We start from the raw sequence: 26,814 nt of genomic DNA, 5'->3' as shown, positions 1-26,814 counted from the left end.
AGCCTGTATACTGTTTGCGCGCTAGAAACCCTATGTGGAGACGACTTAAAAATTTTCAAGTCCACACAAGATTAAGATTTCGGTGTGGCGATCATCGCCATTTTTTCGCTCGACATTGTTCTGAATTTTTCGTGTAACTCCTTGTTTTTAGGGTCTCTTGAAAGATCCTGATGAATTTTGTCAAAAGACCTGTCGAAATATTTTCTTTTGAGCACTAATAAACTTTCTTGGGCTCCCGCCTCAATTTCCTCAGCACCGAAGATATGCTCCAAGGAATTGAACAGGTTTTTGAAGCGTCTTTGTTGGTGTGGATCAACCGCCAACCGGTACAGCAGATCTTCCGCTGTCTCGATATTTTCCTTAAGCAGCCACTCCAGAAAGTAAGTCAGAGCCCTTTCGTCGTCCTGAGTAATCTCATAATTCAGCGTGTTTGAGATTTCCTTCGCCCAGGATGGATTGACGTACAAGCCAAGGCAGGCGCGGGCGGCAATGCGATTGGGTACAGGGATGGGCTCTTCACGAGGCTCGTCCCGGTTCTGAAACGAAAATCCTTTTTTGCCTTTCCAGTCGCCTTTTTTCCACTCCCCGCTATTTTTGCCTTGGCGGTCTCCCCAGCGGGAAGAGCGCGTCAGTTCATTCAGGCGCTGGTAAAGAGCATCCTTTAGAACCGGCGCATTAATGACTTTTAGTGCTGTGCGGGCCTGAGTGGACAGTATGCCTTTGTTTTCCGCAATGGACAGGTCCAGACCCCGACTCATGGCCTGGAAAAAATATTCTGAAAGGGGCGTGGCGCTGGCGACGCGCTCGCGAAATGCATCCGCGCCTTCGTTCCTGACAAATGTATCAGGGTCCTCGCCCTCCGGGAGAATCAAGAAGCTGACCTTGTAGCCATCCTGAAACATGGGAAGCAAGTTATTAAGCGCCTTATCGGCAGCCGCCAAACCAGCTTTGTCGCCATCGAAGCAGAAGACAATATCCTGGCTGGTATTCAGCAGGTGACTTAAATTGTCTTCATTGGTGGCGGTTCCCATAGCGGCGACAGCATTAACCACACCAAATTGAGCCAGAGAAATAACGTCAAGATAGCCTTCGACCACAATCAGCTGTTCAAGCTTGCGTGACTGCTTACGAGCTTCCCACAACCCATACAGCACATTGCTTTTATGGAATATGGGCGACTCTGGGCTGTTGATGTATTTACTGCGGTCATTGCCAAGAGTGCGGCCGCCGAAGGCGATAGTTCTACCCCGGGTATCCCGAATAGGGAACATGAGGCGGTTTTGGAACATATCGAAACGATCCTGTTCCTTTTCTATCACCAAGCGGAGCGTGCTGAGCGCTTTGATCAGGCTGCGGTCGCTAGAGCCGCTAAGAAATTGTCGCTGCGCTGGCGCGAAGCCTATGCCGTATAAATCCGCCATTTCGGTAGAAATACCTCGGCGTTTCAGGTACTCCTGAGCGATTCCGCGTTGCGGATGGCTTCCCAGCGCCTGACGAAACGCTGCATCCGCATGAGAGGATGCGTCATACAGCGATTTGTTTTGACTTACTTTCTGCTCCGCCGCTCTATCGCGAGGCACTTCTACGCCACAACGTTTCGCCAGTTGCTCTACAGCTTCATTAAAGGAGAGATGCTCAGTTTCCTTGATGAAGTTGATAGCGTCGCCGTGGGCTCCACAGCCATAGCAGTGGTAATGCGCAGGGTGATTTTCGTTGTATACGTGAAAGGAAGGAGACTTTTCGTCATGAAACGGGCAGCGACCCTGATAGGTTGCGCCGGATTTCTTGAGGCTCACCCGCTCAGCGATGAGGCTGGCAAGATCAACCCGAGAAAGTAAGTCGTCGACAAATACTTGAGGGATTAGACCGGCCATGACTTTACTCTATCAAGTAAGAAAGTCTAGTTGCAGGGCTATGCCTGCAACCACTCTGACCTGGCGAAGTCCTGAAACAGGTCGCCGTAATATAGAAAAGCGTTTGGGTGATTAAGATAGTCGCAGAAGGGATCAGGACAAAGCTTTTTTAACTTTTTGTCCGATGACCGCCATATCCGCACGTCCCTGAACTTGTGGCTTCAGGACCGCCATTACCTTGCCCATATCGCGTATCGACTCCGCGCCTGATTCGCTTACCGCAGTCTGGATAAGTTGATCAAGTTCTTCTTCGCTGAGCGCTTCAGGTAGAAAGCCCTGAATTACGTCCAGCTCAAGCTGTTCTTTAGCGACCAGGTCGTCCCGGCCAGCGGCGGAAAATTGAGAGATGGAGTCTTTGCGTTGTTTCGCCATTTTATCCAGTACTTCGAGAACTCGAGCATCATCAACTTCAATGCGTTCGTCCACTTCGATTCGTTTAATGTCCGCCAGAATCAAACGAATGGCTCCAAGGCGGTCTTTTTCCTTGCTGCGCATGGCCGATTTCATGGCTTCGGTTAAACTGTCTTTCAATGACATGATCGAATTGTCTCTGTCCGTATTTGGATATATAAGCGTACTAGAACTGGAAAATGCGAGACTTGTAAAAGTCGTATTAACGCCAACAACCCGGTCTCAACAGTATTAAGACCAGGTCAACGCGGGCGTAATTCGATTAGTACAGGCGCTCGAAACGTCTTTGTTCGCGCTGAACTTTCTTCGCGTGACGTTTTACAGCTGCAGCCAACTTGCGCTTTCTTTCTGAAGTCGGCTTCTCGTAGAACTCGCGACGACGTACTTCTGAAAGGATCCCCGCCTTTTCGCATGAACGCTTAAAGCGGCGAAGGGCAACGTCAAATGGCTCGTTCTCTTTAATTTTTACGGAAGGCATATCCCCTCTCTATGATCTGTAAAAACCGAATTGGTTAAAATTGTGTCAACACAAATAGGGCGCGCATTGTAATCCCGTTAGGTTGCACTTGTAAAGGTGTTGGCCTGTATAAATTCTAACAAATCTGCGCGAGCGGCGCCCAATTTAAAGGCGATTTGGAATGGAATAGTTGTCACGATGGCTATAAGATGCCCGGCTTGGGCGTGCGGCCCTGCTGGTCGCTGCTGTCAGACGTTTGGGCGCTTAGCTGGCTTTTATTGTACTGTCCTGACATAGGTGAGAAATAAGGGCGTCCCGATAATTATGGTGGCCGACCTGTGCGGCGATTTGATGATGGCGGAAAGTAACATGTTAGTACTGGGCATAGAAACATCCTGCGACGAAACCGGAATTGCGTTGTATGACGGAGCGCGCGGACTGTTGGCTCACACGCTGTACAGTCAGATCAAGTTGCATGCGGATTATGGCGGCGTAGTGCCGGAGCTGGCTTCTCGCGATCACGTGCGAAAAGTGATTCCTTTGATCGAAGAGGTATTAAGTCAGGGGGGCGTCGGCAAAAGCGATGTCGATGCTATCGCTTATACGGCGGGTCCAGGGCTGGTTGGCGCTTTAATGGTGGGAGGCGCTATCGCCTCGGCGCTGGCTTACGCTTTGGATATCCCTACTATTGGCGTCCATCATATGGAAGGGCACTTGCTGGCTCCCATGTTAGAAGAAGATCCACCGGAATTTCCTTTTGTCGCCCTTTTGGTCTCGGGCGGCCATACGCAGTTGGTGCGGGTCGATGGCGTCGGCGAATATGAGCTTTTAGGGGAGTCTGTGGACGACGCCGCAGGGGAGGCTTTCGATAAAGTGGCCAAAATGCTTGGCCTGGATTACCCCGGTGGCCCTCAAGTCGCCAAGTTGGCGGAGCAGGGGAATCTGCAACGATTCAAATTTCCGCGTCCGATGACGGACCGCCCCGGGTTGGACTTCAGTTTCAGCGGGCTTAAGACGTTTACGCTGAATACTCTCCAAGAGGCGGAAGCCAGTGACGGCGTTGATGATAATTTGCGCGCAGATGTCGCCGCCTGCTTTCAGGAAGCGGTGGTGGAGACTATGGTGATCAAGTGTCGTCGGGCGCTCAAGCAGACTGGATTGAAACGATTGATCATGGCTGGCGGGGTCAGCGCGAATCGCCGACTGCGGGAAAAGTTACAACAAATGGTCAAAGGCGAAAGAGCTCAGGTCTATTATGCCCGGCCGGAATTTTGTACCGATAACGGTGCAATGATCGCCTATGCTGGCTATCAGCGCCTGGCTGCCGGACAACGAGGAGATCTTAGCGTTGTCGCCACACCACGCTGGCCTCTGGTGGAGTTGCCTTCAATTAAGGGTTAAGGGCGGCGGGAGATCAAAGCGAGCGCTCTTTGCCTTTGGCCAGATTGATGATGTTCTCTCTATGTCGAATCAGAATGAACAGCGCCAATATGAGGAATAGGGCGAGATGCTCCGGATTAAGTCGCCATGCCACCCAGGGCGCCATTACTGCGGCGGTCAGCGAGGCAAGGGATGAGATCCGTTTCCAATATACGACGGCCGCCCACACCAGCGTCAAAGCGAGAGTGGTTTGCCAGGCCAGCGCCAGCCCCGCTCCCAACACTGTGGCGACGCCTTTCCCCCCCTTGAAGTGATGGAATGCCGGCAGCATATGGCCGACAATCGCCGCTACGGCCGTGACGCCTTGTTCATAGGGTGAAAGCCCAAGCATGGCTGCGATACAGACGGCGGCGGCGCCTTTGGCGGCGTCCCAGAATAAAGTGAGCGTGGCGGGAATAAGGCCGCCGAGGCGGTAAATATTGGTCGCGCCAGGATTGCCGGAGCCTGCTTCGGTGGGATCGGGGAGCTGGAAGTAACGGCATACCCAATAGGCGCCCATGATGGAGCCGAGCAGGTAGGCGATAGATGTCGCCATGAGAAGTTGAAAAGGATGCTCCATGGGGCCCCTGCGGCTTAAAATAGATCAGACTGCGTAGATTATGAGCCATAATAGAGGTTGCTTGTCTACACCCCTTTGGTCGCTAGGGAACGCTTCTTTCCCTGCGTATAGATGACGGGCGTATGTTAGGTGTCATGGATACAGTACTTATTGAAGGTTTACAGGTAGACGCCATAATCGGCGTTTACGAATTTGAGAAGGGATATCAACAACGGCTTTTTGTTGATATCGAGCTGGGATGCGATATTTCCGGTGCGGCGCGTGAGGATAACCTTGATCTCACCCTGAACTATGCAGCCGTCAGCGAGCGTTTGCGTGAATATGCCGCAGCCAGTCGCTTTCAGCTCATTGAGACTCTGGCTGAGCGGTTTGCTGAATTGCTGCAGAAAGAGTTTGGTGCGCCCTGGTTGCGTCTGACGATCCGAAAGCCCGGCGCTGTCGCGGAAGCGCGTAGCGTGGGAGTAAGAATTGAAAGAGGAGCTCGCAAGAGTGGTTAAAGTGGTTGTTGGTATTGGCAGCAATATCGACCCGGATAAGAATATTGCTCTGGCGCTAGACGCGTTGGATGCGCATTTTCAGGATTTGCGTTTATCGCCTGTATATGAGTCGGAAGCGATTGGGTTCGCCGGCGACGCCTTCATCAATTTGGTGGCGGCGTTTCACACTGAGGAGCCGGTTGGCGCAGTGCAGCGCACTTTGAAGCAGATTGAGGCGAGCAGCGGGCGTACTGGATTGGAGTCCAAGCACTCTGGGCGCACGCTGGATATCGATATCCTTACCTATGGAGATGTTGTGGGAGAAGTGGAGGGGATTGCGCTTCCGCGGGGTGAAATAACAGAGAACGCTTATGTTTTGCTGCCCCTGGCGGAGCTTGAGCCCAATGAGCGCCACCCGGCCTTGAACGTCTCCTACGCGGAGTTGTGGGAAAAGTATGATCGCGCCCAGCAACTACATAGAGTCGCCTTTAGCTGGCGCGACCAGACTTTCTAGCGGAATCCGGGAGAGTTAGCTCCCGGAACCGTTGGCTCTGCGGAATTTCTCCACCAGCGCCGCGCTGGAAGGATCTAACGCATCCGTCGACGCGCCGGTGTCCAGCAGCATAGGTAATATGCTGTCGCTGAGTTGTTTGCCCAACTCTACGCCCCACTGATCAAAAGAATTCAAATTCCAGATAACTCCCTGCACGAAAACTTTCTGCTCATACAGGGCGATCAGCGCGCCGAGCGTATGCGGATTGATTTCGTCCATCACCAGCGTGTTGCTGGGACGGTTGCCGGGAATCACTTTATGAGGCGCCAGTTCCTCTGCGCGCTCTGATGACATGCCGGCATCGAGCAGCTCCTGACGGGCCTTCTCCAGAGACTTGCCGCACATCAATGCTTGGCTCTGCGCGAAGCAGTTGGAGGCAAGCATGGCGTGATGACGTCCGGCGGGCTTGTGGGATTTCAGCGGCAGAATGAAGTCCGCTGGGGTCCAGCGTGTGCCCTGGTGCAGTAACTGGTGATAGGCATGTTGGCCGTTAGTGCCGGCGCCGCCCCAGATAATAGGACCTGTGGCGTAGTCGACGCCAACGCCTGAACGGTTGACGCCTTTGCCGTTGCTTTCCATATCAACCTGTTGCAGGTGCGCAGGCAGATTCTCAAGCGTCTGGTCATAGGGCAGGATAACGTAGCTGTCCGCGCCCAGGAAATTGTGATACCAGATGCCTAGCATGCCCATCAATACGGGCATATTTTGCTCGAGCGGCGCAGTTTTGAAGTGCTGGTCCATGGCTTCTGCGCCGGCGAGCAACTCTCTGAAGGCCTTCATGCCAACTTGCAGCGCAATGGGCAAGCCAATGGCGGACCACAAAGAGTAGCGTCCCCCGACCCAATCCCACATCGGGAATACATTTTCCGCATCGATACCGAAATCACGGGCGCGCTGCACGTTGCTGGAGACTGCGACAAAATGCTTGCTCAGTCCCGTCTCAGAACCGCCTTCGCGCAAATACCATTCGCGAGCGGTCATGGAGTTCGCTAGTGTTTCTTGAGTCGTGAAAGACTTGGACTGGACGATGAACAGCGTGGTCTCTGGATTCAGGTTCTCCAGGGTGTAGGCAATATCAGAGCCGTCTACATTGGAGACGAAATGGCAGCGGATGTTTTCCTGCCAGTAAGGACGCAGTGCTTCTACCGCAACGCGAGGCCCCAGATAGGAGCCGCCGATACCGATGCTGACGACATCATTGATCGGCTTGCCGCTGTAACCTAACCATTCGCCACGGTGAACCTTGCTGACGAACTGCTCCATTTGCGCCAGGGCGCTGCGGATTTCGGGTTTGATATCCTGGCCATCCACCAGCACTGGCGTATCGGAACTGCTGCGCAGTGCGGTATGAAGTACCGCGCGGCCTTCCGTGTGATTGATCGGCTCGCCAGCGAACATGGCGTCGATGGACTTTCTCATTCCTGCGTCTTCAGCCAGTTTTACCAGCTTTTCCAACGTAGCGGAGTTTGCTCTGTTCTTGGAGTAGTCCAGAGTGAGTCCCGCAGCACTGAGAGAGTAGCTTTGGACTCTGGCGGGATCGCGATGAAAGTAATCCAGAATATGGTCGTTGGCGGTATCTGCAGCATGTTGCTGCAACGCCCGCCAGCTTTCTTTAGCCTTATCGTTAAGCGTTTGAGGCGTGTCTTGCATTGTTTTGAGTTTCCTTGGGATTGATGAAGGATATCAACCTAGGTGTACGCTGATGTTGTCGATAAGCCTTGTCGTTCCCAGATAGGCCGCCGCAAGTATCGTGATGTCGCTGTCGCTGGCGACCGCCGGAGACAGAGTGTCGCTGTTCACGATATTGAAGTAGTCAGGAACGAAGCCGGCTTGCGTCAGTTTATTGTTGGCTTCTGCGCTTATTGCGGCGAAGTCCTTGTCGCCATTTTCAATCTGCTCCGCGCTTTCTTGCAGGAGCTTGTACAGCAATGGCGCCGTTTGGCGTTGTTCGGCGGAAAGGTAGCCATTGCGGGAACTCATCGCCAGACCGTCTGTTTCCCTGAGGGTGGAACCGCTCTCAATGACGATAGGGAGATAGAGGTCGCGGGTCATTTTGCGAATGACCGCCAATTGCTGAAAGTCTTTTTCACCAAATATGGCGACATCAGGCTGCACCATGTTGAACAGCATGGATACGACGGTTGTTACGCCAGTAAAGTGTCCGGGCCGGCTGGCTCCGCAGTGGAGCTCGCTCAGCGCGGGTGTAATAACCTTGGTATGGCGCTCCAGTCCCTCTGGGTACAGCTGACTGACTTCCGGGGTGAATAAAAGGTGATTACCAGCGGCGACCAGCTTTTCTTTGTCTGCGTCCAAGGTTCTCGGATACTTGTCCAGATCCTCGTTTGCCCCAAACTGTAACGGGTTAACGAAAATGGACGTTACCACATAGTCGCACAATTCCTTGGCTTGTTTGACAAGGCTGACATGCCCTGCGTGCAAGTTGCCCATGGTGGGCACCAGTCCAATGCGTTTCCCTTGCGTACGCTGCTGCCGGATTGCGGCGCGCAGATCTTTAACCCTGTGGATGGTGATCATATGTTGAAGCTGTGCTCCTCCGCCGGAAATGCGCCGCTCTTAACGGCTTCCACGTAACCTTTAAACGCTGCTTGAATGGAATCGGAACCGGCGAGGAAGTTTTTGACGAACTTCGGTTTCTTGCCTGCGCCGACTCCTAAAAGATCGTGCATCACCAACACTTGCCCGTCAGTGTAAGGCCCTGCGCCAATGCCGACGACCGGCGCGCTGACTTCTTCCGTCAATTGCTTGGCGAGTTTGGTGGGGACGCATTCCAGCAATATTATGTCAGCGCCGGCTTGTTCCAATGCCTTGGCGTCGTCCAGCATCATCTGCGCCTGACTTGCTTCTTTACCTTGCACTTTATAGCCGCCGAACTTGTTGACGGACTGTGGCGTTAGCCCTAAATGAGCGCATACCGGGACGCCCTGGCGGGAAAGATGTGCAATGGCGTCACAAAGCCAGGCTCCGCCTTCCAGTTTCACCATGTGCGCGCCTGCTTGCATGAGCTGCCTGGCTCCGGCCATCGCCTGTTCCGGCGTGCCGTAACTCATAAAAGGCATATCTGCGATGATGAACGCGTTGCGCGCGCCGCGTTTGACTGACGCTGTGTGGTAAACCATGTCTTCCAGGCGAACTGGAACCGTGCTGTCGTGACCCTGTAAAACCATGCCGAGTGAATCGCCGACCAATATCACCTCAACGCCAGCCTGATCCATTTCGTAGGCGAAGGTGGCGTCATAGGCGGTCATTACCGCGAATTTTTCGGATTTCTTCTTGAGGTCCAGGAGGGTGCTCAGAGTGATGGACATGCAATCATCCTGTACTGTTGGAGGCAATAGACTAAATGGAAACCTGGTGTGAATAAAGTCCCGGATGCGTTGAGGAGACGTTTCGTCCTACTGAATACGCTCAATGCCTTCCTGCGGCAATGCCGCAAGCAGAGAGGATATCGACCCAATGCCCGGAATAACGCAATTCGGCGCAATTTCAGCCAAGGGAAATATAACAAAGTTACGCTCGTGCATAGCGTAATGAGGTACGGTCAGTACTTCGCTGTTCAGGGTTTCATCGCCAAATAACAGCAAATCCAGATCCAGGGTTCTGGGAGTCCAGCGTTCGCCCTGGCGTACGCGGCCTTGATTGTTCTCGATGGTTTGCAGCTCTCGCAACAGGTCGAGAGGTTCCAGGCTGGTTTCCAGTTGCGCAACAGCGTTGACATACCAGGGCTGGTCTGGCGCGCCTAGCGGCGCACTGCGATACAGGCTGGACGCCTGCAGCAACTGGACGCCGGATATATCTTCCAATGCCTTTAGGGCTTGGCGCAGCTGTTGCTCAGGCTGGCTTAGGTTACTACCCAAGCCGACATAGCAGAGTGTCATTGCGATGGCGCACTGTTGTTGGTGCGGCGTGGGCGTCTGCGCGGACGTCTGCGTCCACCTGAGCCGTCCCGTTTAGGGCCTTGCTGCTGCAATTTATTACGCCCCTGGTCATCGGCTTCCTGATAGCGCGTCCACCACTCGCCAAGTCCTTGCAGGTCTTCACCGCTTTGTTCACGCAAGACCAGGAAGTCGTAGGCGGCGCGGAAGCGGGGATGTTCCACCAGGCTCTGCAGACGTTTGCTTTGTTTGCGGGGCAGACGAAGCTGCAATTCCCAGATTTCACGCATGGGCTGACTGAAGCGCTTGGGCAGCGCAGTGTGCTTGACCTGCTGCGCCAGCACTTTGTCGATAGCCTTGTGCATAGCCTGCATGGGAGGCAAGCCGTCGTCTTGGTAGCGCTGCTGCAGTCTTTGCATTGGCGACCACAACATGGCCGCGTATAAAAACGCAGGAGTTACCGGCTTGTCCTGGGCGATTCGCTTATCCGTGTTGCGCAGCGCTTGCAGGATCAGTTTCTCCGCATGGGGGTGCTCATTTTCCAGCAGGCGGTCAGTTTCTGGGAACAGGAATTTGAATAAGTCGAACTGGCGCAGAATTTCGAATGTACGTACGGCTTTACCGGATAAGAACAGCTTCAGAACTTCTTCAAACAAACGCGCAGAGGGTATGTTGAGAAGCAAGGGGCCTAGATCCAGGATGGGGCTGGCGGTGCGTTCTTCGATTGAAAAATCCAGTTTTGCGGCGAATCGGGCTGCGCGCAGCATGCGCACGGGATCTTCCCGGTAACGGGTTTCAGGGTCGCCGATCAGGCGCAGAACCCGGTGTTCAATGTCTTCGATGCCGCCTGCGTAGTCATAAATGCTGAAATCTCTGACGCAGTAATAAAGCGCGTTAACGGTGAAGTCACGGCGCAGCGCGTCTTCTTCCTGGTTGCCGTAGACATTGTCGCGCAGTATCTGGCCTGAGTCGCTGGTGACCGCGTCGCCGTCGTCTTCGCCAGCATTTTGATGACCGGCGCGGAATGTAGCGACTTCAATGATCTCACGACCGAAGCGCACATGAGCGAGGCGGAAACGACGTCCGATCAGGCGACAGTTGTTGAACTGCTCGCGCACTTGTTCTGGGGTTGCGCTGGTGGCGACGTCGAAGTCTTTGGGCTGTTCGCCCAGTAATAAATCGCGCACGCCGCCGCCGACTAGAAAGGCGTCATAGTTGGCGCTGTTCAGGCGGTAGAGAACTTTCAACGCCGCAGGGCTGATCTGCTTGCGTGAGACTGTATGGCTGTCGCGGGGGATGATTCGCAGTTTCAAAGGTTTTGCGCCGGCTTCTTTGCGTCCCGGTTTTATCAGGCCCATTAACTTTTTCAGCATGACGATCTTGTGTCTATCAATACCAATGATTTCGAGGGCCGGAGTGTACTCTTTTGTAACGGATATTGCGACAGCAAAAGCCGTGCCTCATACGTGGTGGAATGCGGCTGAAAGGTGCTCAGACCCAATATGCTTTAAGCATAGCTTTGATGGGGCATTAGTCGACAAAAGACGGAAATTTAAGGAAAAAATGAGGAGAGGGGAGAATAACTAAGGGGAAAGCAATGTTGCTTTCCCCCACTGAGAAGAAGGTTAGACGATTTTTTGTTTTTATTTTTGTCTTGGTCCCAAACGATTGGTCGCTCCACAATTAGAGCCTAGAGGATTAGTTACAAACGGAACGCTTTGAATACTTCGAGTGATAATAGGGATTTGGATAGTGTTGTTTAAGTCTAGAATGTCCACTGTCGTGGTTCTTTTTAATACTAGACACCCTACCCATACCTTGAAATACCACTAAAAAGCTCGGCATCCAAAACAATCAGTTCGCCACCCGTATTTTTATTTTTGTTCTGGGTTGTTCTTTTTGTTCACTCTGCTTTTTTATTTTTATTTGTGCAGTTCGGTGCATTTTTATTTTTATTTTGCACTGTAAGAGAGCATGGGGCGTGCCAGAAAATTAAAAAAACATTGTAAAACAGCAATGTAGCTGTAAGTGTTCAAAAGTCATACGTGTTTTTGCTTACCTGAGTGTTACCAATGCCCACTGAAAGGGCATCCTGGTGTTCCCCAAAGTAACGCTGGGTAACAACTCAACCGCAGTTGGTGTCACAAAGAGGGGCGCGAGGCGCATTTAGACTGTTTTTTAATCAAAATTATGGCCCACATTAGTGAATATGCAAGTCAACTTAGCGTAACAATTTTAGGTTGTGAGCAATAAATGCGCGCGACAGACTAAATATTGATCAAAAAGAAACGATTTGGGGCGTGAGAAAGGAAAGTGTGGGGGGATTGCAGCCCGGATGAACCGGGCTGGCTGCAAAAAGTGTTACTTAGCGCTTTTTTTGGTGCGCGGTATGCCCAAACGCTGTCGACGCTCCCATAAACTTTTGCGGCTGATGCCCAATTTGCGGGCCAACTCGGTTTCGCTCATGGTGTCCTGATTTTCCAGTACAAAGTGCTGGAAATAGTCCTCCAATGACAAATCCGTGCCTTTATCCGCTCCTTTGGAGTTGGCGGGGTTATCCATACTCAGCATACCTTCGGGGATATCCAGCTCTCCCTCTAGATCAATCGCCAGCAGGTCTTTGCCGATGTGGTCGCTGTCCGAGAGGATGACGGCGCGCTCGACGGCGTTCTCCATCTCTCGCACGTTGCCTGGCCACTGATAGCGACGAATAAGGGTGAGGGCGTCCTTATCGAACTTGAGGTTGGGCTTATCCATACGTTCGCCCATTTTAGCCAGCAGCATTTTAGCCAGACCGATGACATCATCCTCCCGGTCCCGCAATGGGGGGATGCGGAGCTGCATGACGTTCAGTCGGTAAAACAAGTCTTCCCGGAACTCGCCCACTTTGGTCATTGCCTTGAGGTTACGGTGCGTTGCGGCGATGAGGCGCACGTCCACGCGTTTGGACTGGGTGGAGCCGACCCGACGAATCTCGCCCTCCTGGAGAACCCGTAACAAACGCGCCTGGGCTTCCAGTGGCAGTTCGCCTATTTCGTCGAGAAATAAGGTGCCGCCGTCAGCCGCCTCTATCAGGCCGCTACGCGCGCCCACAGCGCCCGTAAACGCGCCTTTCTCATGGCCGAATAGCTCGGATTCAATCAGTGTTTCTGGAATCGCTGCGCAGTTGACGCAGATGAGAGCGCCCTCCCGACGTCGGCTCAACATGTGCAGGGCGCGTGCGGCCAGTTCTTTACCTGTGCCTGACTCGCCTTGAATTAGCACGGTGGTGTCGGTCGGGGAGACTTTGCCGATCAAATCGAACAGCTTCAGCATTTCCGTGCATTCGCCGAACATCAGGTCGTTGATGTCTGCGCGCGCAGAGGCGTTTTCCGCTTCGAGTTTGGGAGGCGAGGGCTTGGCGGGGCGCCGATCCAGGATGGATTTGATCGACGCCAGCATCTCGTCGTGATCGAAAGGCTTGGCGATATAGTCCACCGCGCCGAGTTTCATAGAATCCACGGCGGAGCGCAGGCTGGCGTAACTGGTCATGATCAGGACGGGAGTCTCGGTCGCCTGAATCAGATCGGTGCCGGGTCGACCGGGAAGACGCAGATCGGAAATGATCAAATCCGGTTTGCTTTGCTCCGCAACTTCCAGAGCGCGATCAACGGAGTCCGCTTCGGCGACGGCGTAACCGTTATGCTGTAAGAGTCGCGTCAGGGCGGAGCGGATAATGCTCTCGTCTTCTACAATCAAGATTAAAGCCATAGCTTAAGTTTCCGTTAACTCTGCAGAGATACTTTCTGAGTCGGACTGATAAGCCGGTAGTTCGATAATGACCCGGGTTCCTTTGCCGGATTCTTTATCCGCCGGACTTTCTATCCGAATGTGGCCGTAGTGCTCTTCTATAATGCTGTACACCAGAGACAGCCCCAAACCAGTGCCTTTATCGGGGCCTTTGGTGGTATAGAAGGGCTCGAACAGGTGATCTATCTGGTCGCCGCTGATGCCGCTGCCTTCGTCCTCCACTTCAACATGGATGGAATATTGTTGCAGCGACGCTCTCACCCAGATATTGGCTGAAGCCTCCGAAGCGTCGCGGGCGTTGCTGAGCAAGTTGACGAAAACCTGCACCAGACGTTGTCCGTCGCCCATTACCTTTACCGTTTCTTCCACTTCGTTGACGTAGAGCACCTGTGGCTCTTTAGTGGATAAGGAGAGTAAGTGTATCGCTTCGTCGACGCAACGTTTTAACTCTGTCGGCCCATGCTGGGCGGATTGGGTGTAATTGCCGGAGCGGGCGAAATTCATCAGGGTTTGTAAAATTCTAGAGACCCGCTGGGTCTGCACAAGAATATGTCCCGACGTCTCCAGCACTTCTTCGTTGCTGGTCATGAGTTTGAGGTTTTGGGCAAGACAGGCGATGCCCGTTACCGGGTTGCCAATTTCGTGGGCGACCCCCGCTGCAAGACGCCCCACGGAAGCGAGGCGCTCACTGTGAACCAGCTCGTCTTCCAGTAACTGGGTCTCCGTATAATCTTCCAAAAGCAGCACTTGCCCGGCGCCCGATGCGCCATCGCTTTCAATCGCGGCTTTGTGCAGATTGAACCAGTGTGGTGCGCCGTTAATGTCCAGGCGCTTCTTGGAGACATGGCGCTCTTCCGCATTAGCGAAGCTAAAGAGCAGCGTGGACCAGGGCTTGGCGATGGCGCTGATGTGTGAACCGATGACCTGCGGAGCGGGAATTCCCGTCAGCTGCTCCATCGCGTGATTCCACATCAACACTTCAAGATCAGCGCCTAAAGAACAGGTGGCGATAGGCAGATTTTGTAATGTTTGCCGATGGTAACGGCGCAGCGTATCTAATTCGCCGGCAAGTCCGCTGAGGCGGTTATGGTATTCCTCCAGCTTGCTCTCAACGAAGTAAATGTCCTGAGCGGGCGCAACGCTGGTGGCGGGCTTGAAGCTGAGATTCTGTTTGACGATGTCCTGCGCCAGAGCCGGACCTAATAGCCCTGACAAATTGGCTTCGATCTGATCGCGCAGCCTGCGTAGCGCATAGGGGCGGTACTCGACCTCATGCAACTGCAACTGCGCGAGGGCGTGATTCACTTCTCTTTCGGCGGCTTGGCGGCCGAGAGACTCTGTCAGGAAGTCCTTAAACTGCTCGGAGCTGGTGGCGACCAATTCGCGTCGTGATGGACGCATCAGTGTGTCGACGGAGCAGGCCTGGGCGGAGCGCGCTTCTGCCTGAGAGGCGTCGGTAAACAGGCTGACCATGACGAAAATGAAAATATTCAGCGTCAGGGACGCCATGACATAGTAGTGCCAATCGTCAGGATTGAAGCTGTAGCTGTCGCGCCATGGATTGACCGAGAACACGTCTACACCGAACAGGATGGGCAATGGCATGGTGACGAACCACAAGCTTACGCCGGCGCATAAGCCACTGATGAATCCGTTGCGATTACCCAGGGGCCAATAGATGACCGCCATCACCCCCGGCAGTAATTGCAGACCAGCGGAAAAAGCCAGTATGCCCAGCTCGGAAAGGGAAAAGCGGTTGTCCAGGAATAGAGAGAACAGGTAGCCGGAGCCGAGGATAAACAAGATCAAGCCGCGTCTTACCCAGGTCAGCCAGGAATAGATATTGCCGCGGGACAAAGGCTGATATACGGGAAGGATGACATGATTGAGCATCATTGAAGCCAGCGCCAGACAGGTCACGATCAGTAAGCCGCTGGCGGCGGTCAGTCCGCCAAGAAAGGCGACAATACTGATCCAGGGGGCGTTGAGCACCTGACCTAGGCCGAGAATAAAAAATTCCGGCGTTGTGGGAACGGACAGCTTGATGCCCGCCCACATGAAAATAGGGATGGGCAGACTCATCAGGAGCAGGTACACCGGTAGTCCCCAGCTCGCTTTGTAAAGTGCAGTGGGATTCAGGTTTTCCGTAAAGGTGACATGAAACATGTGCGGCATCACCAAGGCGGAAGCGAAGAATATCAGCAGCATCGCCCGCCAGGGGCCTTCCTCTAAGTGGCGCTCCATGGCGCTGATGCGTTGCGCGTTCTCTTGCAGCCAGCTGTTCACTTCGCCGAAGCCGCCGAACACCTGATAGGCGATCAATATGGCCAGCGCCAGTATGATCACCAGCTTGAGGCCGCCTTCTAGCGCAATCGCCACGATCAGGCTGGGGTGTCTTTCCGCGCGAGTTTGTCCGCGGGCGCCGAAAAAGATGGCGAAGAAAATGATCATGGCGCAGAACAGCAGGCTGACTATCCGTGTGTCCTGAGACGGCGCCAGAACATGCAGGGAGTTGTCGAGTGCCTGAAACTGCAACGCCAGCAGCGCGAGTGAAGCGAAGCTGATGAAGAGTGTGCTGATGGTGCCTGCCGCCTGACTCCTGTAGCGGAAGGTGAACAAGTCTGCCACTGAAGAAAGTTGATAGGATTTGGTGACCCTCAGCACCGGAATCAACAACACTGGCGCAAGAAGAAAAGCGCCGCAAACCCCCAGATAGAAAGCCAGAAAGCCGTAGCCGAATTCGTAAGCCAGGCCGACGGAGCCGTAAAACGCCCAGGCGCTGGCGTAGACGCCGAGAGATAAAACATAGGTGGCGGGGTGCCGGACCCAGCGCAAAGGTATCCAGCCGCGCTCGGTGATATAAGCCAGGCCAAACAATGCGCTGAGGTACAAGGCTCCGTAGGCGAGCAGGCTCCAGGCGCTAAAATTCATTCGGTCCCCGCTTTCGCTCTAACCAGTATGCGACGACGATCAGCAGAGACCAGATAATATATGGCCTGTACCAGGCGCTACCCGGCGCGATCCACCAGTCCATGATCACTGGTGAAAAAATGTAGACGCCTAAAATCAGCAGAAACACCAAGCGATAAATATACATAGACCGCGTTACCAAAATACCCGGAAGACTAGGTTTGTCCATGTTACTGGAGGAAACGGGAGCATGCAAAATACCTTTTTGGCTTCCCAATTGGTTGTTTTCGCGTACTTATTAAATATAAGTGGGCAAAAGCAGGGTAACAGGTTTTAAGCGCTTGATGCGCCGGTTATCTCAGGCAGGGGAACGCTGCGTAGTCTATGGATCTTGTCGCGGGACCAGTTTAGCGTTAGTTGTGGCAGGAGCTCCTGAGGCGTTTCAGCTTGCGCCAGCTCTGCGTTATCGATCAACAGCGCCGCTGCCGCCGCTCTGAGGTTGCTCATGATTTGCCGGTTATCCAGCCCGGGGGCCAGGTTCTGCTTACTGAGCTTGGCGCCGGAAGCATCGACGACGACTGGGAAATGTCCGACTTGCGGCGGCTCTTTGCCCAATGCTTTATACATTTGATATTGCAATGGCGTGGAGTCAAGTAAGTCGGAACCGCGAATGATGTGACTGATATCCTGGGCCAAGTCATCGCATACCACCGCCAGTTGGTAAGAGAAAAAGCCTTCTTTACGCCGAATGACGAAATCATCCAGTTCTCCATGTAGATGGTAGGGAACGATGCCCTGTATCAGGTCGTGAAAACTGTACTCCGCGTCAGTTACGGCAAATCGGTAGGCGTATTCGGCGTCTGGGGGCGTTTGGCGTAAGCGGCAGGCGTCCAGGTGGCGACCCTGTCGTTCAGACAGCTCTTTGCGGCTGCAAGGGCAGGGATAAGCGTGGCCGCTCGCAAGCAATTGCGCGAGTAGCTCAGTGTAGGAAGATAGGCGTTGAGATTGATAAATAACGCTTTCGTCCCACTGCAGGCCGTGAGCTTCAAGTGTTCGCAGAATGCTGTCAGCGGCGCCGGTGACTTCCCGTAGTGGATCGATGTCTTCGATGCGAACGAGCCAGACGCCTTGTCTGCTGCGCGCATCAAGATAGCTGGCCAGTGCGCCGACCAATGAGCCGAAGTGAAGAGGGCCAGTGGGAGAGGGCGCGAAACGCCCTCGATAGATATCCGAAGAGACTGCCTGCATGGAGGCGCGGGCGAGACCGGATTAGATGCCGGTTTGCTTTTCCCGAATTTCCGCCAGTGTTTTGCAATCAATGCACAGTGTGGCGGTTGGGCGGGCTTCCAAACGGCGAATACCGATTTCCACGCCGCAGGATTCACAAAAACCGTAATCTTCCCGATCAATCTGATCGATAGTCTGGTCAATTTTCTTGATCAGCTTACGCTCTCTGTCGCGAGTGCGTAGTTCCAAGCTGAATTCTTCTTCCTGAGTTGCTCTATCGCTTGGGTCTGCGTAGTTAGCCGCGTCTTCCTGCATATGGTGCATGGTGCGGTCTACTTCTTCCATGAGCTCTTGTTTCCAGTCCAGCAGGATCTGTTTGAAATGCTCCAGCTGAGGAGGGCTCATGTATTCTTCGTTTTCACCAATTTCATACGGAGTAAAATTCGTGAATTTACCAGCGCTACCCGCTTTTTCATTTGGCATATCTTCTGCCTCGTCTAGTCACTTCTCAAAAGTAGTGTAGGCTCCAGCGCCCGCACTGGACTTATATTTGCTAATATTCGCGATTTGTCAGGATTTAAGCGAGCGAAACATAGCAGATAACTGAACTGATCGCCAACCCTTATTTATTTCAAAGTAGCCCAATTTAATGCGATTGCTATTTTCGGTGTTTATCAGTGCGAATAAGGAGTCATTTTTTTGAAAATAGATACAGTTTCAACGCCTGGACGGCTGCTAAAACGATACAAGCGATTTCTGGCGGATATCCAGCTTCACGATGGCGGCGAGCTGACCATCCACTGCCCTAATACGGGGGCGATGACGGGGTGCGCTGAGCCGGGAAGCCTTGTGTACTACAGCGATTCCGGCAATCCCGCCCGTAAATATCGGCATACTTGGGAGCTGGTGGAGACCCCAGCCGGAGAGTTCGCATGCGTGAACACGGCGCGTCCAAATCAGCTTGTGGGCGAGGCCATTGACGCTGGAGTGATCAAGGAGTTGCAGGGATATCCTTTGAAGAAGGCGGAAGTGAAATTCGGCGATCAAAACAGCCGGGCTGATTGGATGCTTTCCGGTTCTTCGGAGCTTCCCGACTGCTATGTAGAAGTGAAAAACGTCACCCTTTGCATAAATGGGCGCGGCTACTTTCCCGATGCCGTCAGCACGCGGGGGCAAAAGCATCTGGAAGAGCTGATGTCCGTGGTGAGAAGCGGAAAGCGCGCTGCGTTGGTCTTTTGCGTCAACCATAGCGGTATTACCGTGGTGAGTCCCGCGTCACACATCGACGCCCGCTATGGGGTTTTGCTGACGGAAGCCATTGAGGCTGGCGTGGAAGTGTTGGCGTATAAGTCAGAGATTAAGCCCGGTGAAGTAAGGCTTTTCCAGAAACTAGAGGTGATTCCGTTCGATCCAGCGGCGTTTTAATACGGCGTCAGTTATGCAGGTAAAAGCGCCACTCATCATCACTGCGCTCCATGTCCAGCCGCTGAAGGGATTGCCCTTGGCATGGGCCGCTGATGCATTCTCCTGAATGGATCAGAAACAGCGCGCCGTGTGTAGCGCAGTGAATAAATTGCCGGGCTCGGTCAAGAAACTGGTCAGGCATCCACTCAAGCTCTATGCCTAAATGTGGGCAGCTATTTATGTAGGCGAAAAGGGCGTTTCGTTGCTTGACGACAAAAACGCTGTGTCCAGCTAACTGAAGGCCTCGGCAGGCGCTGTCGTCTAATTGATCCAGCTCACACGCCGGCACTGCGCCCAGCAGTTTTCGTGACGCCATGAATAAGGCTAGAGCGCAGCGGAATCGCCAGTCAGGCGGCGGTTCAGGTCGTTGATGGTCCGAGCCATATTTTCCAGTAAATGGAAGCAGGTTTCCGGATGGGCGTGAATCAGACTGACGAACTGGGATTTGGGCACCGCCATGACCGTGCATGAGTCCCCCGCTACAACAGTGGCGTTGCGAGGGGCATTGGTCAGCGCGGCGATAGCGCCGAATATTTCCCCTTCGTGCACTTCTCCGACTTCCTGATCATCGATAAAGACTTTCGCGTCGCCCATCATCATGGTGTAGACGTTGTCTGCTTCTTCGCCCTGGCGAATGATGACATCCCCCGGCTTGTAGCGAGTAAAACCGGCCTGGGGGCGGTGTTGTTCTTTGCTGATATCGCCGTAGGAGTGGCTGAAAAGGGTCATCAGACCAACGACATAGCTTTGCCATGTGTTGGAGAGTTGCTGGTTTTCTTTCATCAGCTCCTGAAAAGCGACGGGAGAAAAGCAATCCAGCTCTACCGGGTCTTCACACACATAGCTGACAGTCGCCGCTTTAATGCCGCCTTCAATGCCAGCGACATCTCCAGGTTGAAGAATATAAGCCACGCGGTTATCCATGACGGCTGAGAGCATGCCTCGCCTCACCAGGCACAAATGGCCGCGGGGGACACGCCTGAACAGGTCTGTGCCGGGGTACAGCTCTAGATTGTTAGGGCTGGGAGGAAGCAATCTTTGCAGGCTGCGCGCGGAGCTGTTTACGTATTCGAGTAGGCCTTCGACGGAGGCCACGTGTTCACCAAGTAAAAACATAGGTCCGGTTCCGGTTCAACGACGGTAGCGTAGGCGCGTGCCATGGGTGACTGACATTACAATCTCATCTGGAGACAGCTCTTCAGGGAAATAACAGCCTGAGATTTTGGTGCTGGCGATACTGGCGCCTTCCAGATCCGCTTTGCGGAAATCGATGCCACGCAGATCCGCTCCACGAAAGTACGCGCCTTTAAGATCCAGGCCCGATGCATCAAGCCCGCGTAAATCCAGGCCACGAAAATCACAGAGCTCAAAGCTGGGAACAGGGGATGACTGTTTCTGCTTATTGAACTCCTCGACCTTCTCAGAACGAAGCAGTTGATAAAGAGGGTGATCTATTATCTTGACCCGTTCCATTGAGCTGCACCTCCGGAAACAATTCTGCGATTGGGCGGATAACGCCGCCCTGAGTAAACGCTATTCGGTACGCCGTTATTGTAACGACGCATAATCGCAGTATAGACAGAGGTTTAAGTCAAGTCATGTAGTGTTCCGTAACAAAACGGAACGATAAAACGGCGCAATTGCAATGGATAAGGAGGGAGGCGGCGCAGCTTATGCTGCGCCAAGACGTTGTACTAACTTTTCAGTCAGAGTGTGGATGTCCTCTGAGCTATCCGTGGAGACCACTAGCACGTGAGGCAGCTCGTCCTCCTGGAATGGCTCATCCCGGGTGAGTTGTTTGTGCATAACTTCCACATCGGCTTCCGCAGGATCGTCGTTCTTTTCCTTGCGGCGGTTTAGACGACGTTCAATTTCATCTAATGGCACGCGGCAGTCCACCACCGCGAACGGGACACCTTCTTCTTCCGCCACTTTTTCCATCTGCTGGCGTTGATCGTAGCGAAGGAAGGTGGCGTCGATGATAACCGCCGCTCCACAGTGCAGCAGGGCGCGAGCGGTGTCGGCGAGATGGGTGTAGGTCTTAATAGAGGCGTCTTTGTTATAGATGCCCTGATCGCTGCCGGAAGCGCCAGTGTTATCCAGATGAGCAAAACCGAACAGGCGCTTACGCTCTACGTCCGAACGCAAGCGAATGGCGCTTAAGCGTTCCAGCAAACGAGAGGTGATGGTGGATTTGCCTGTGCCTGAGACGCCGTGGGTAATGAGCAAAAAGCGTGTCGGCACATCCATATAGCTTTCCGCCAACTCAAGGTACTTGCGATACTTGCGCACCTGTTCCGCCTTGGCTTCATCGCTCAACCCTGGCGCGCCGAGAGTAAACAGCGCCACTTTACATCGCACCATGGCGCGGTATGACTTATAGAAAGGCAGCAACTCAGCGCCGACGTAATCGCCGGTAATTTCCAGGTATTTATTCAAAAACCGGTAGGACAGATGTTTCATGCCCCGATCTTCCAGATCCATCATCAGGAAGGCGAGATCGTTGTAGACGTCCGTCCAGCGAAAGTCCTCGTTAAACTCGATGCAGTCAAACAGGGTGACTTTGTTTTCAAACAGGGTCACGTTGCCAAGATGCACATCGCCATGACATTCGCGAACGAAGCCTTTGTCTTTACGCGACTGCAGAAACGGACGCAGGCGCTCGTAGGTGCTTTGCGCCCAGCCTTCGATGTACTCCAGCTGCCGTAACTCCGCAGGGTCCGACAACATGGGACGGACTTGATCGAAGTTTTGTTGCACTGGCGCGAATACTTGCTCAGGGTCGCCGAATTCACAGCTGCTGTCGGCGACAGCGGACTCTTGCATGTGGAAGTCCGCCAGTTGCTGGCTGAGGGCGTCCAGGTAACGGGGCAACTTATCAGAGTCACTAGGTAGCTTGCTGAGCAGGTCTTCAGGGTTGAACTGCTTCATTTTGACTGCGTATTCAATTACGTCGCCATCGCCATCAATGGAAGGCTCCGCTTCCGAGCCGGTAATTCTGACCAGTCCTTGGTAAATCTCTGGGGCAAGGCGACGATTAAGCCGCAGTTCTTCCTCGCAATAGAAGCGACGGCGCTCCAGGTCGGTAAAGTTAAGGAAGCCGAAATCCATGGGTTTCTTGATTTTGTAGGCGTATGGCCCGGTCAGGATGACCCAGGAGATATGAGTTTCGACGAGTTGAAACTGTGTGACGGGATGTCCATAGACTGCCGGATCCTGCAGCGCTTTAATTAAGCTCTCGCTCACGCGTCGCTCCTTCTTATTTAATATTGCGAGGGTTTCATGCCACTGATTGCTGAAATTGGTTATGATAACCGCCGCGACCGCCCGAAAAACAATCATCTGGCGCACATCTAACGTCCTGAAACAACGCGTTTCAACGAGAATAAAAGGCAGCCGCGCCAGCAGACTAGAGCTTAAACCATCTACATTCCCATGTCGAAACCTAAAACAGCCCGCAAGCCTGCAAATAAGCGGCCCGGCAAGAAAAAGACAGCACCAAAAAGACGCATTCTTTCTATCCTTTTTAAAGTGACTTTGGTCCTCTCCGTATTACTGGTGATCTGGACCATTTATCTGGATGCGACCGTCAGAGAAAAGTTCGAAGGTAAACGCTGGCAGCTACCTGCCCAGGTGTTCGCCCGCCCCATGGAGTTCTTTCCTGGCCAGAACTACACCCGAGGACAGGTTGAGGAAGAGCTGAAGAGCCTGGGATACCGGCGCACGGATCGTCCGGGGCAACCGGGAACCTATTCCATGTCTTCCAGCGCGCTGGAAGTGTATAGCCGTTCGTTTAAGTTTCCCGATGGTGATCAGAAAGCTCAGAAGTTTCGTCTGGATTTTGATGGCCAGGGCGTTAGCCGAGTAAGCGCCAGTGGGACGGATACGAATTGGTCCAGACTTGAGCCGGTGGTTATTGGCGGCATTTATCCCGCCCAGCATGAAGACCGCTTACTGGTGAGCCTTAAAGAGGTTCCGGATAGTTTAAAGAAGGCGCTGGTGGCGGTTGAGGATAAGAATTTCTACTCCCACTACGGCGTATCGCCTCTATCTATAATGCGTGCAACCTGGGTGAATATTCGCGCTGGACGCGTCGTACAGGGCGGCAGTACTTTGACGCAGCAGTTGGTGAAGAACTTTTACTTGTCCAGCGATCAGACCATTTGGCGCAAGTTCAATGAGGCCATTATGGCTGTGTTGCTGGAATGGCACTACGAGAAAGACGAGATTCTGGAAGCCTACTGTAACGAGATCTTCCTGGGCCAGGCCGGCGCTCGCGCTATTCACGGCTTTGGTATGGCCAGCCAGTTCTACTTTGGCGTGCCGGTGCAGGATTTGACGCCGGAAAAATCCGCGCTGCTGGTGGCGATCGTCAAAGGCGCTTCTTATTACAACCCGCGCAAACATCCCGAGCGTGCGCAGAAGCGCCGCGACCTGGTGCTGCAGATGATGGCTGACGGCGGGGTGATCTCCAATGAGCAAAGCATTGGCTTTAAAAATCGCCCGCTGGGTGTGGTGACGCAGCCGCGGTATTCCGACAGTCTGTACCCGGCTTTCATGGATTTGGTCCGTCAACAGTTGGATAAAGACTATCGTGAAGAGGACTTGCAGTCAGAAGGACTGAGGATCTTCACTACCCTTGATCCGTTGATCCAATCTCAGGCTGAATCGGCGCTGAGTAAAACCGTGAAGGGGCTGGAGCGTAATAAGGCCAATCAAGGCTTGCAAGGCGCTTTGGTGACCACTGCACTGGACAGCGGTGAGGTCGTCGCCTTGGTCGGCGGCAAAGACGCGCAATTCGCCGGCTTTAATCGGGCGCTTGAAGCGAAGCGGCAGATCGGCTCTTTGATCAAACCTGTCATCGCGCTGACGGCTTTGCAGGAGAAGGATAAGTACACCTTGGCGACGCCGATCAAAGATGAAGCGTTCTCGATCAAGTTTGAGAATGGCGATGTGTGGGCTCCGCAGAACTATGACAAACAAACCCATGGCGAGGTGACCTTGCAGCATGCGCTGGCGCACTCACTGAACCTGGCGAATGTTCGCCTGGGGCTGGAGCTGGGCGTGCCGGCGGTATTGGATCAAGTACGCAAACTTGGCGTGGAGACGGATGCGGCTCCCTATCCGTCAGTGTTGCTGGGAGCGTTGAATTTGACACCGCTTCAGGTTGCTCATTTATATCAAAATCTGGCTTCCACTGGATTTGATACGCCTTTACGGGCAATCCGCGCAGTGACGAAGCCTGATGGCGAATTGCTGACAAGATATCCTTTTGATACTCATCAGGTTGTTGATCCCGCGGCGACTTATTTGCTCCAATACGCCATGTTCGACGTGATGCGCGAAGGCACAGGCCGACGCGTCTATCAGCGCTTTCCGGAAGACTATTCCGTGGCGGGTAAAACAGGCACCACGGATGATTACCGCGACAGTTGGTTCGTTGGCTTTAATGGCCAATACCAGACGACTGTGTGGCTGGGTAAGGACGATAACAGCGTGACTCGCCTGACAGGGGCGTCCGGCGCCCTGGAGGTCTGGATGAATCTGTATCAGCGTCTGCCTCAAGTGTCCTTCGTGCCCACAACCCCGGAAACGGTGGAATGGGTGTGGGTGGATAGCGCCACGGGCAAAAAGTCGGACGAAGGGTGTGACGGCTCTGTCGCCATGCCTTTCCAGCGCGGTAGCGCGCCTGTCGAAGAGGTTGCCTGCGTCGGACGCGATAATGCACTGCAGCGTTGGCTGCGTAGCTGGTGGGATGGTTAATACCGGGGAATAATAATGATGCGATTGCTGAATAGAGTTTGTGTGGTGGGAATCTTGGCGGTGATGACCGGTTGCGGGGTGAACCCTTATCGCAGCGCTACGACAGAGGCGGGTCCAGAGACTCAACCTTCGACGCCGGCGACAGAAACTGCTGCGCCGCAGCAACCGGATCGCACGGGACGACCGGTTTCACCTCCGGTGCGTATTTCCCGGGTAGAGCCCACGCCGGCGGCTCGTCAAATGCTGGCGAATGCTGAGGCCGCCGCTCGCGAAGGGCGCTATGATCAGGCGATGTTGATGGTAGAGAGGGCGCAGCGTATGTCGCCAAAAGCAGGCGACGTTTATCTGGTGATGGCGCGCTTGCACTATGAGCAACAGCGCTTTGCCAAGTCCGAGCAACTGTGTCTGAAGGCGTTGTCTTTGGCGGGCGATGATAAAGCTTTCAAGGAATCTGCTATGTACTCCCTGGATAAAGCGCGTCAGGCGCAGGGTAAGTAAGCGGGAGTTTATTGGGCCTGAAAAAGGGAAGCTGTTAAGGCTTCCCTGTAGATCCAATCTGATTTTGAAGATAACGGCGGGACATTCCCGCCGCTCAGCATTACATCGAGGCGAACAGGCTGGAGGCTGCATCCAGCGTCGCTTGGATGTCCTCGTCGGAGTGCGCTGCGCTGACAAATCCCGCCTCATAGGCGGATGGCGCCAAGTACACGCCTTTATCCAGCATGCCGTGGTAGAACTTGCGGAAACGCTCCAGGTCGCATCGGGTGACTTGCTCAAAGCGGGAAACTTTCTTCTCTTCACTGAAAAAGAAGCCGAACATGCCGCCAACCTGATTAATGGTCAGGGGAACGCCCGCTGCTTGCGCGCGCTCTTGTAAACCTTTCGCCAGTGCTTCAGTTTTAGCGTTCAGTGCGTCGTAAAAGCCCGGCTCGCTGATCTTGTTCAGCATGGTCAAGCCACAAGCCATGGCCAGAGGATTGCCGGACAACGTTCCTGCCTGATAAACCGGACCCAGTGGGGCGATATGCGACATGACGTCACGGCGACCGCCAAATGCGCCGACCGGCAGACCCGCGCCGATGACTTTGCCAAGGGTGGTCAGGTCGGGTTTGACGCCATAAACCTGCTGAGCTCCGCCCAGAGCGACGCGGAAACCGGTCATGACTTCATCGAATATCAAGATAGACCCATGCTCGTCACAGACAGTGCGCAGTGTTTCCAGAAAGCCGGGCTCGGGTGGGATGCAATTCATATTGCCGGCGACAGGCTCAACAATAATCGCGGCGATTTCATCCCCGTGGCGGGCGAAAACTTCCCTGACCATGACCGCATCGTTGTAGGTCAAAGTAAGCGTGTGTTCCGCCACGCTGGCGGGAACGCCAGGGGAGTCGGGAATACCCAGGGTCAGTGCGCCGGAGCCTGCTTTCACCAACAGTGAGTCAGCATGGCCGTGATAGCAGCCTTCGAATTTAACGATCTTGTCTCTTCCAGTGAACCCGCGAGCCAGACGGATGGCGCTCATGGTTGCCTCGGTGCCGGAGTTCACCATCCGCACCATTTCAATGGAGGGAACCAGCTCGCAGACTTTTTCCGCCATGTCGATTTCGATGCGAGTAGGCGCGCCGAAACCCAGGCCGTTGACGAGTTGGCGCTCTAAAGCCTGACGTACGTCAGGATGGGCGTGACCCAGAATCATTGGACCCCAGGAGCCGACATAATCGATATAGCGCTTATCGTCCTCATCGAATAGATACGCCCCTTCGCCTTTGCTGAAGAATACCGGGGCTCCGCCGACACCGCGAAACGCGCGCACCGGCGAATTGACGCCGCCGGGGATATGTTGCTGGGCTCGGCTGAAAAGTTCTTCTGAGATAGTCATGCCTGTTCCTGTATCTATGGCTTAAAAAGGACAAATTATGTTGCGCATTGTCGGAACTCCGGATGGGGAATGCAAATGCC

General features: G+C 53.8%; 24 protein-coding genes. 6 read left to right on the top strand and 18 right to left on the bottom strand.

All coding sequences use genetic code 11. The features are described 5' to 3' along the window. Positions 1-71: 71 nt before the first annotated feature. The 3 genes from dnaG to rpsU form a co-directional block, all read right to left on the bottom strand. Entirely contained in the window at positions 72-1,874 is a 1,803-nt protein-coding gene (gene dnaG, locus ACQYWX_RS27605; protein ID WP_431687045.1) for a DNA primase, read from the bottom strand. Positions 1,875-2,006: 132 nt separating this feature from the next. Further along, complete coding sequence (locus ACQYWX_RS27600) at positions 2,007-2,450, bottom strand: GatB/YqeY domain-containing protein (protein ID WP_127973703.1); 444 nt, start codon at positions 2,448-2,450, stop codon at positions 2,007-2,009. A gap of 136 nt (positions 2,451-2,586) precedes the next feature. Continuing rightward, complete coding sequence (gene rpsU / locus ACQYWX_RS27595) at positions 2,587-2,802, bottom strand: 30S ribosomal protein S21 (RefSeq protein ID WP_011399974.1); 216 nt, start codon at positions 2,800-2,802, stop codon at positions 2,587-2,589. A 348-nt stretch (positions 2,803-3,150) separates the two neighbouring features. Between rpsU and tsaD the strand changes: the two genes are divergently transcribed. Then, positions 3,151-4,182, top strand: coding sequence for a tRNA (adenosine(37)-N6)-threonylcarbamoyltransferase complex transferase subunit TsaD (tsaD, locus tag ACQYWX_RS27590; RefSeq protein WP_431689539.1), 1,032 nt, complete (start codon positions 3,151-3,153; stop codon positions 4,180-4,182). 13 nt (positions 4,183-4,195) lie between these two features. On the opposite strand, the gene plsY is transcribed toward tsaD, so the two are convergent. Next, complete coding sequence (gene plsY, locus ACQYWX_RS27585; RefSeq protein WP_431687044.1) at positions 4,196-4,780, bottom strand: glycerol-3-phosphate 1-O-acyltransferase PlsY; 585 nt, start codon at positions 4,778-4,780, stop codon at positions 4,196-4,198. A 134-nt stretch (positions 4,781-4,914) separates the two neighbouring features. Here plsY and folB point away from each other — a divergent pair, with 134 nt between their 5' ends. Together folB and folK (ACQYWX_RS27575) are read left to right on the top strand one after the other, a co-directional pair. Further along, the gene (folB, locus tag ACQYWX_RS27580; protein WP_164887393.1) at positions 4,915-5,277 is read left to right on the top strand and encodes a dihydroneopterin aldolase; all 363 of its coding nucleotides are present in this window, start codon (positions 4,915-4,917) and stop codon (positions 5,275-5,277) included. Next, positions 5,270-5,770: a 2-amino-4-hydroxy-6-hydroxymethyldihydropteridine diphosphokinase gene (folK, locus tag ACQYWX_RS27575; RefSeq protein WP_431687043.1), complete on the top strand. Its 501-nt coding sequence runs from the start codon at positions 5,270-5,272 to the stop codon at positions 5,768-5,770. Before folB ends, folK (ACQYWX_RS27575) begins: the two co-directional genes overlap by 8 nt. Positions 5,771-5,785: 15 nt before the next feature. Here the strand turns inward: folK (ACQYWX_RS27575) and pgi are convergent, their stop codons facing one another. From pgi to dksA, 9 genes are all read right to left on the bottom strand, one after another. Then, positions 5,786-7,459 carry a glucose-6-phosphate isomerase gene (gene pgi, locus ACQYWX_RS27570; protein WP_431687042.1) on the bottom strand — a complete coding sequence of 558 codons (1,674 nt, stop codon included), beginning with the start codon at positions 7,457-7,459 and terminating at the stop codon, positions 5,786-5,788. Between the two features lie 33 nt (positions 7,460-7,492). Continuing rightward, positions 7,493-8,344, bottom strand: a complete 852-nt coding sequence (panC, locus tag ACQYWX_RS27565) for a pantoate--beta-alanine ligase (protein WP_431687041.1) — start codon at positions 8,342-8,344, stop codon at positions 7,493-7,495. Beyond that, positions 8,341-9,135 carry a 3-methyl-2-oxobutanoate hydroxymethyltransferase gene (panB, locus tag ACQYWX_RS27560; RefSeq protein WP_216740031.1) on the bottom strand — a complete coding sequence of 265 codons (795 nt, stop codon included), beginning with the start codon at positions 9,133-9,135 and terminating at the stop codon, positions 8,341-8,343. The genes panC and panB overlap by 4 nt, the downstream gene beginning before the upstream one ends. Before the next feature lie 87 nt (positions 9,136-9,222). Next, a complete protein-coding gene (gene folK / locus ACQYWX_RS27555) occupies positions 9,223-9,705 on the bottom strand; it encodes a 2-amino-4-hydroxy-6-hydroxymethyldihydropteridine diphosphokinase (protein WP_431687040.1) in 483 nt (160 codons plus the stop codon). Then, positions 9,702-11,075: a polynucleotide adenylyltransferase PcnB gene (gene pcnB, locus ACQYWX_RS27550; RefSeq protein WP_279501728.1), complete on the bottom strand. Its 1,374-nt coding sequence runs from the start codon at positions 11,073-11,075 to the stop codon at positions 9,702-9,704. The genes folK (ACQYWX_RS27555) and pcnB overlap by 4 nt, the downstream gene beginning before the upstream one ends. 988 nt (positions 11,076-12,063) lie before the next feature. Next, a complete protein-coding gene (locus ACQYWX_RS27545) occupies positions 12,064-13,452 on the bottom strand; it encodes a sigma-54-dependent transcriptional regulator (RefSeq protein WP_216740034.1) in 1,389 nt (462 codons plus the stop codon). Positions 13,453-13,455: 3 nt separating this feature from the next. Then, a complete protein-coding gene (locus ACQYWX_RS27540) occupies positions 13,456-16,422 on the bottom strand; it encodes an ATP-binding protein (RefSeq protein ID WP_431687039.1) in 2,967 nt (988 codons plus the stop codon). A 312-nt stretch (positions 16,423-16,734) separates the two neighbouring features. Further along, positions 16,735-17,649, bottom strand: a complete 915-nt coding sequence (gene gluQRS, locus ACQYWX_RS27535; RefSeq protein ID WP_431687038.1) for a tRNA glutamyl-Q(34) synthetase GluQRS — start codon at positions 17,647-17,649, stop codon at positions 16,735-16,737. A gap of 21 nt (positions 17,650-17,670) precedes the next feature. Continuing rightward, complete coding sequence (gene dksA / locus ACQYWX_RS27530; RefSeq protein WP_127973692.1) at positions 17,671-18,111, bottom strand: RNA polymerase-binding protein DksA; 441 nt, start codon at positions 18,109-18,111, stop codon at positions 17,671-17,673. 216 nt (positions 18,112-18,327) lie between these two features. Between dksA and sfsA the strand changes: the two genes are divergently transcribed. Next, complete coding sequence (gene sfsA / locus ACQYWX_RS27525; RefSeq protein ID WP_431687037.1) at positions 18,328-19,053, top strand: DNA/RNA nuclease SfsA; 726 nt, start codon at positions 18,328-18,330, stop codon at positions 19,051-19,053. A 7-nt stretch (positions 19,054-19,060) separates the two neighbouring features. Here sfsA and ACQYWX_RS27520 read toward each other — a convergent pair whose 3' ends face one another. The 4 genes from ACQYWX_RS27520 to ACQYWX_RS27505 all read right to left on the bottom strand — a co-directional run bounded on the left by ACQYWX_RS27520 (position 19,061) and on the right by ACQYWX_RS27505 (position 22,338). Beyond that, positions 19,061-19,408, bottom strand: a complete 348-nt coding sequence (locus ACQYWX_RS27520) for a Rieske (2Fe-2S) protein (protein WP_431687036.1) — start codon at positions 19,406-19,408, stop codon at positions 19,061-19,063. Between the two features lie 8 nt (positions 19,409-19,416). Then, positions 19,417-20,208: a cyclic nucleotide-binding domain-containing protein gene (locus ACQYWX_RS27515; protein ID WP_279501735.1), complete on the bottom strand. Its 792-nt coding sequence runs from the start codon at positions 20,206-20,208 to the stop codon at positions 19,417-19,419. A gap of 15 nt (positions 20,209-20,223) precedes the next feature. After that, positions 20,224-20,565, bottom strand: a complete 342-nt coding sequence (locus ACQYWX_RS27510; protein WP_216740041.1) for a pentapeptide repeat-containing protein — start codon at positions 20,563-20,565, stop codon at positions 20,224-20,226. A 198-nt stretch (positions 20,566-20,763) separates the two neighbouring features. Continuing rightward, the gene (locus ACQYWX_RS27505) at positions 20,764-22,338 is read right to left on the bottom strand and encodes an AAA family ATPase (protein ID WP_431687035.1); all 1,575 of its coding nucleotides are present in this window, start codon (positions 22,336-22,338) and stop codon (positions 20,764-20,766) included. Positions 22,339-22,650: 312 nt separating this feature from the next. Between ACQYWX_RS27505 and mrcB the strand changes: the two genes are divergently transcribed. Next, complete coding sequence (mrcB, locus tag ACQYWX_RS27500) at positions 22,651-24,855, top strand: penicillin-binding protein 1B (protein ID WP_431687034.1); 2,205 nt, start codon at positions 22,651-22,653, stop codon at positions 24,853-24,855. A 15-nt stretch (positions 24,856-24,870) separates the two neighbouring features. Further along, complete coding sequence (locus tag ACQYWX_RS27495) at positions 24,871-25,353, top strand: tetratricopeptide repeat protein (RefSeq protein ID WP_431687033.1); 483 nt, start codon at positions 24,871-24,873, stop codon at positions 25,351-25,353. A gap of 100 nt (positions 25,354-25,453) precedes the next feature. On the opposite strand, the gene hemL is transcribed toward ACQYWX_RS27495, so the two are convergent. Further along, entirely contained in the window at positions 25,454-26,734 is a 1,281-nt protein-coding gene (hemL, locus tag ACQYWX_RS27490; protein WP_279501739.1) for a glutamate-1-semialdehyde 2,1-aminomutase, read from the bottom strand. Positions 26,735-26,814 lie beyond the last annotated feature (80 nt).

It is taken from the genome of Hahella sp. NBU794 (assembly GCF_050749805.1).
Lineage (GTDB): Bacteria > Pseudomonadota > Gammaproteobacteria > Pseudomonadales > Oleiphilaceae > Hahella.
This window is presented reverse-complemented; position numbering and strand designations above follow the sequence as displayed.

Bases quoted from the DNA above. Each gene is read 5' to 3' on its own strand.
- dnaG (WP_431687045.1), bottom strand. From the start codon at position 1,874: ATGGCCGGTCTAATCCCTCAAGTATTTGTCGACGACTTACTTTCTCGG.
- ACQYWX_RS27600 (WP_127973703.1), bottom strand. From the start codon at position 2,450: ATGTCATTGAAAGACAGTTTAACCGAAGCCATGAAATCGGCCATGCGC.
- rpsU (WP_011399974.1), bottom strand. From the start codon at position 2,802: ATGCCTTCCGTAAAAATTAAAGAGAACGAGCCATTTGACGTTGCCCTT.
- tsaD (WP_431689539.1), top strand. From the start codon at position 3,151: ATGTTAGTACTGGGCATAGAAACATCCTGCGACGAAACCGGAATTGCG.
- plsY (WP_431687044.1), bottom strand. From the start codon at position 4,780: ATGGAGCATCCTTTTCAACTTCTCATGGCGACATCTATCGCCTACCTG.
- folB (WP_164887393.1), top strand. From the start codon at position 4,915: ATGGATACAGTACTTATTGAAGGTTTACAGGTAGACGCCATAATCGGC.
- pgi (WP_431687042.1), bottom strand. From the start codon at position 7,459: ATGCAAGACACGCCTCAAACGCTTAACGATAAGGCTAAAGAAAGCTGG.
- panC (WP_431687041.1), bottom strand. From the start codon at position 8,344: ATGATCACCATCCACAGGGTTAAAGATCTGCGCGCCGCAATCCGGCAG.
- panB (WP_216740031.1), bottom strand. From the start codon at position 9,135: ATGTCCATCACTCTGAGCACCCTCCTGGACCTCAAGAAGAAATCCGAA.
- folK (WP_431687040.1), bottom strand. From the start codon at position 9,705: ATGACACTCTGCTATGTCGGCTTGGGTAGTAACCTAAGCCAGCCTGAG.
- pcnB (WP_279501728.1), bottom strand. From the start codon at position 11,075: ATGCTGAAAAAGTTAATGGGCCTGATAAAACCGGGACGCAAAGAAGCC.
- ACQYWX_RS27545 (WP_216740034.1), bottom strand. From the start codon at position 13,452: ATGGCTTTAATCTTGATTGTAGAAGACGAGAGCATTATCCGCTCCGCC.
- ACQYWX_RS27540 (WP_431687039.1), bottom strand. From the start codon at position 16,422: ATGAATTTTAGCGCCTGGAGCCTGCTCGCCTACGGAGCCTTGTACCTC.
- gluQRS (WP_431687038.1), bottom strand. From the start codon at position 17,649: ATGCAGGCAGTCTCTTCGGATATCTATCGAGGGCGTTTCGCGCCCTCT.
- dksA (WP_127973692.1), bottom strand. From the start codon at position 18,111: ATGCCAAATGAAAAAGCGGGTAGCGCTGGTAAATTCACGAATTTTACT.
- ACQYWX_RS27520 (WP_431687036.1), bottom strand. From the start codon at position 19,408: ATGGCGTCACGAAAACTGCTGGGCGCAGTGCCGGCGTGTGAGCTGGAT.
- ACQYWX_RS27515 (WP_279501735.1), bottom strand. From the start codon at position 20,208: ATGTTTTTACTTGGTGAACACGTGGCCTCCGTCGAAGGCCTACTCGAA.
- ACQYWX_RS27510 (WP_216740041.1), bottom strand. From the start codon at position 20,565: ATGGAACGGGTCAAGATAATAGATCACCCTCTTTATCAACTGCTTCGT.
- ACQYWX_RS27495 (WP_431687033.1), top strand. From the start codon at position 24,871: ATGATGCGATTGCTGAATAGAGTTTGTGTGGTGGGAATCTTGGCGGTG.
- hemL (WP_279501739.1), bottom strand. From the start codon at position 26,734: ATGACTATCTCAGAAGAACTTTTCAGCCGAGCCCAGCAACATATCCCC.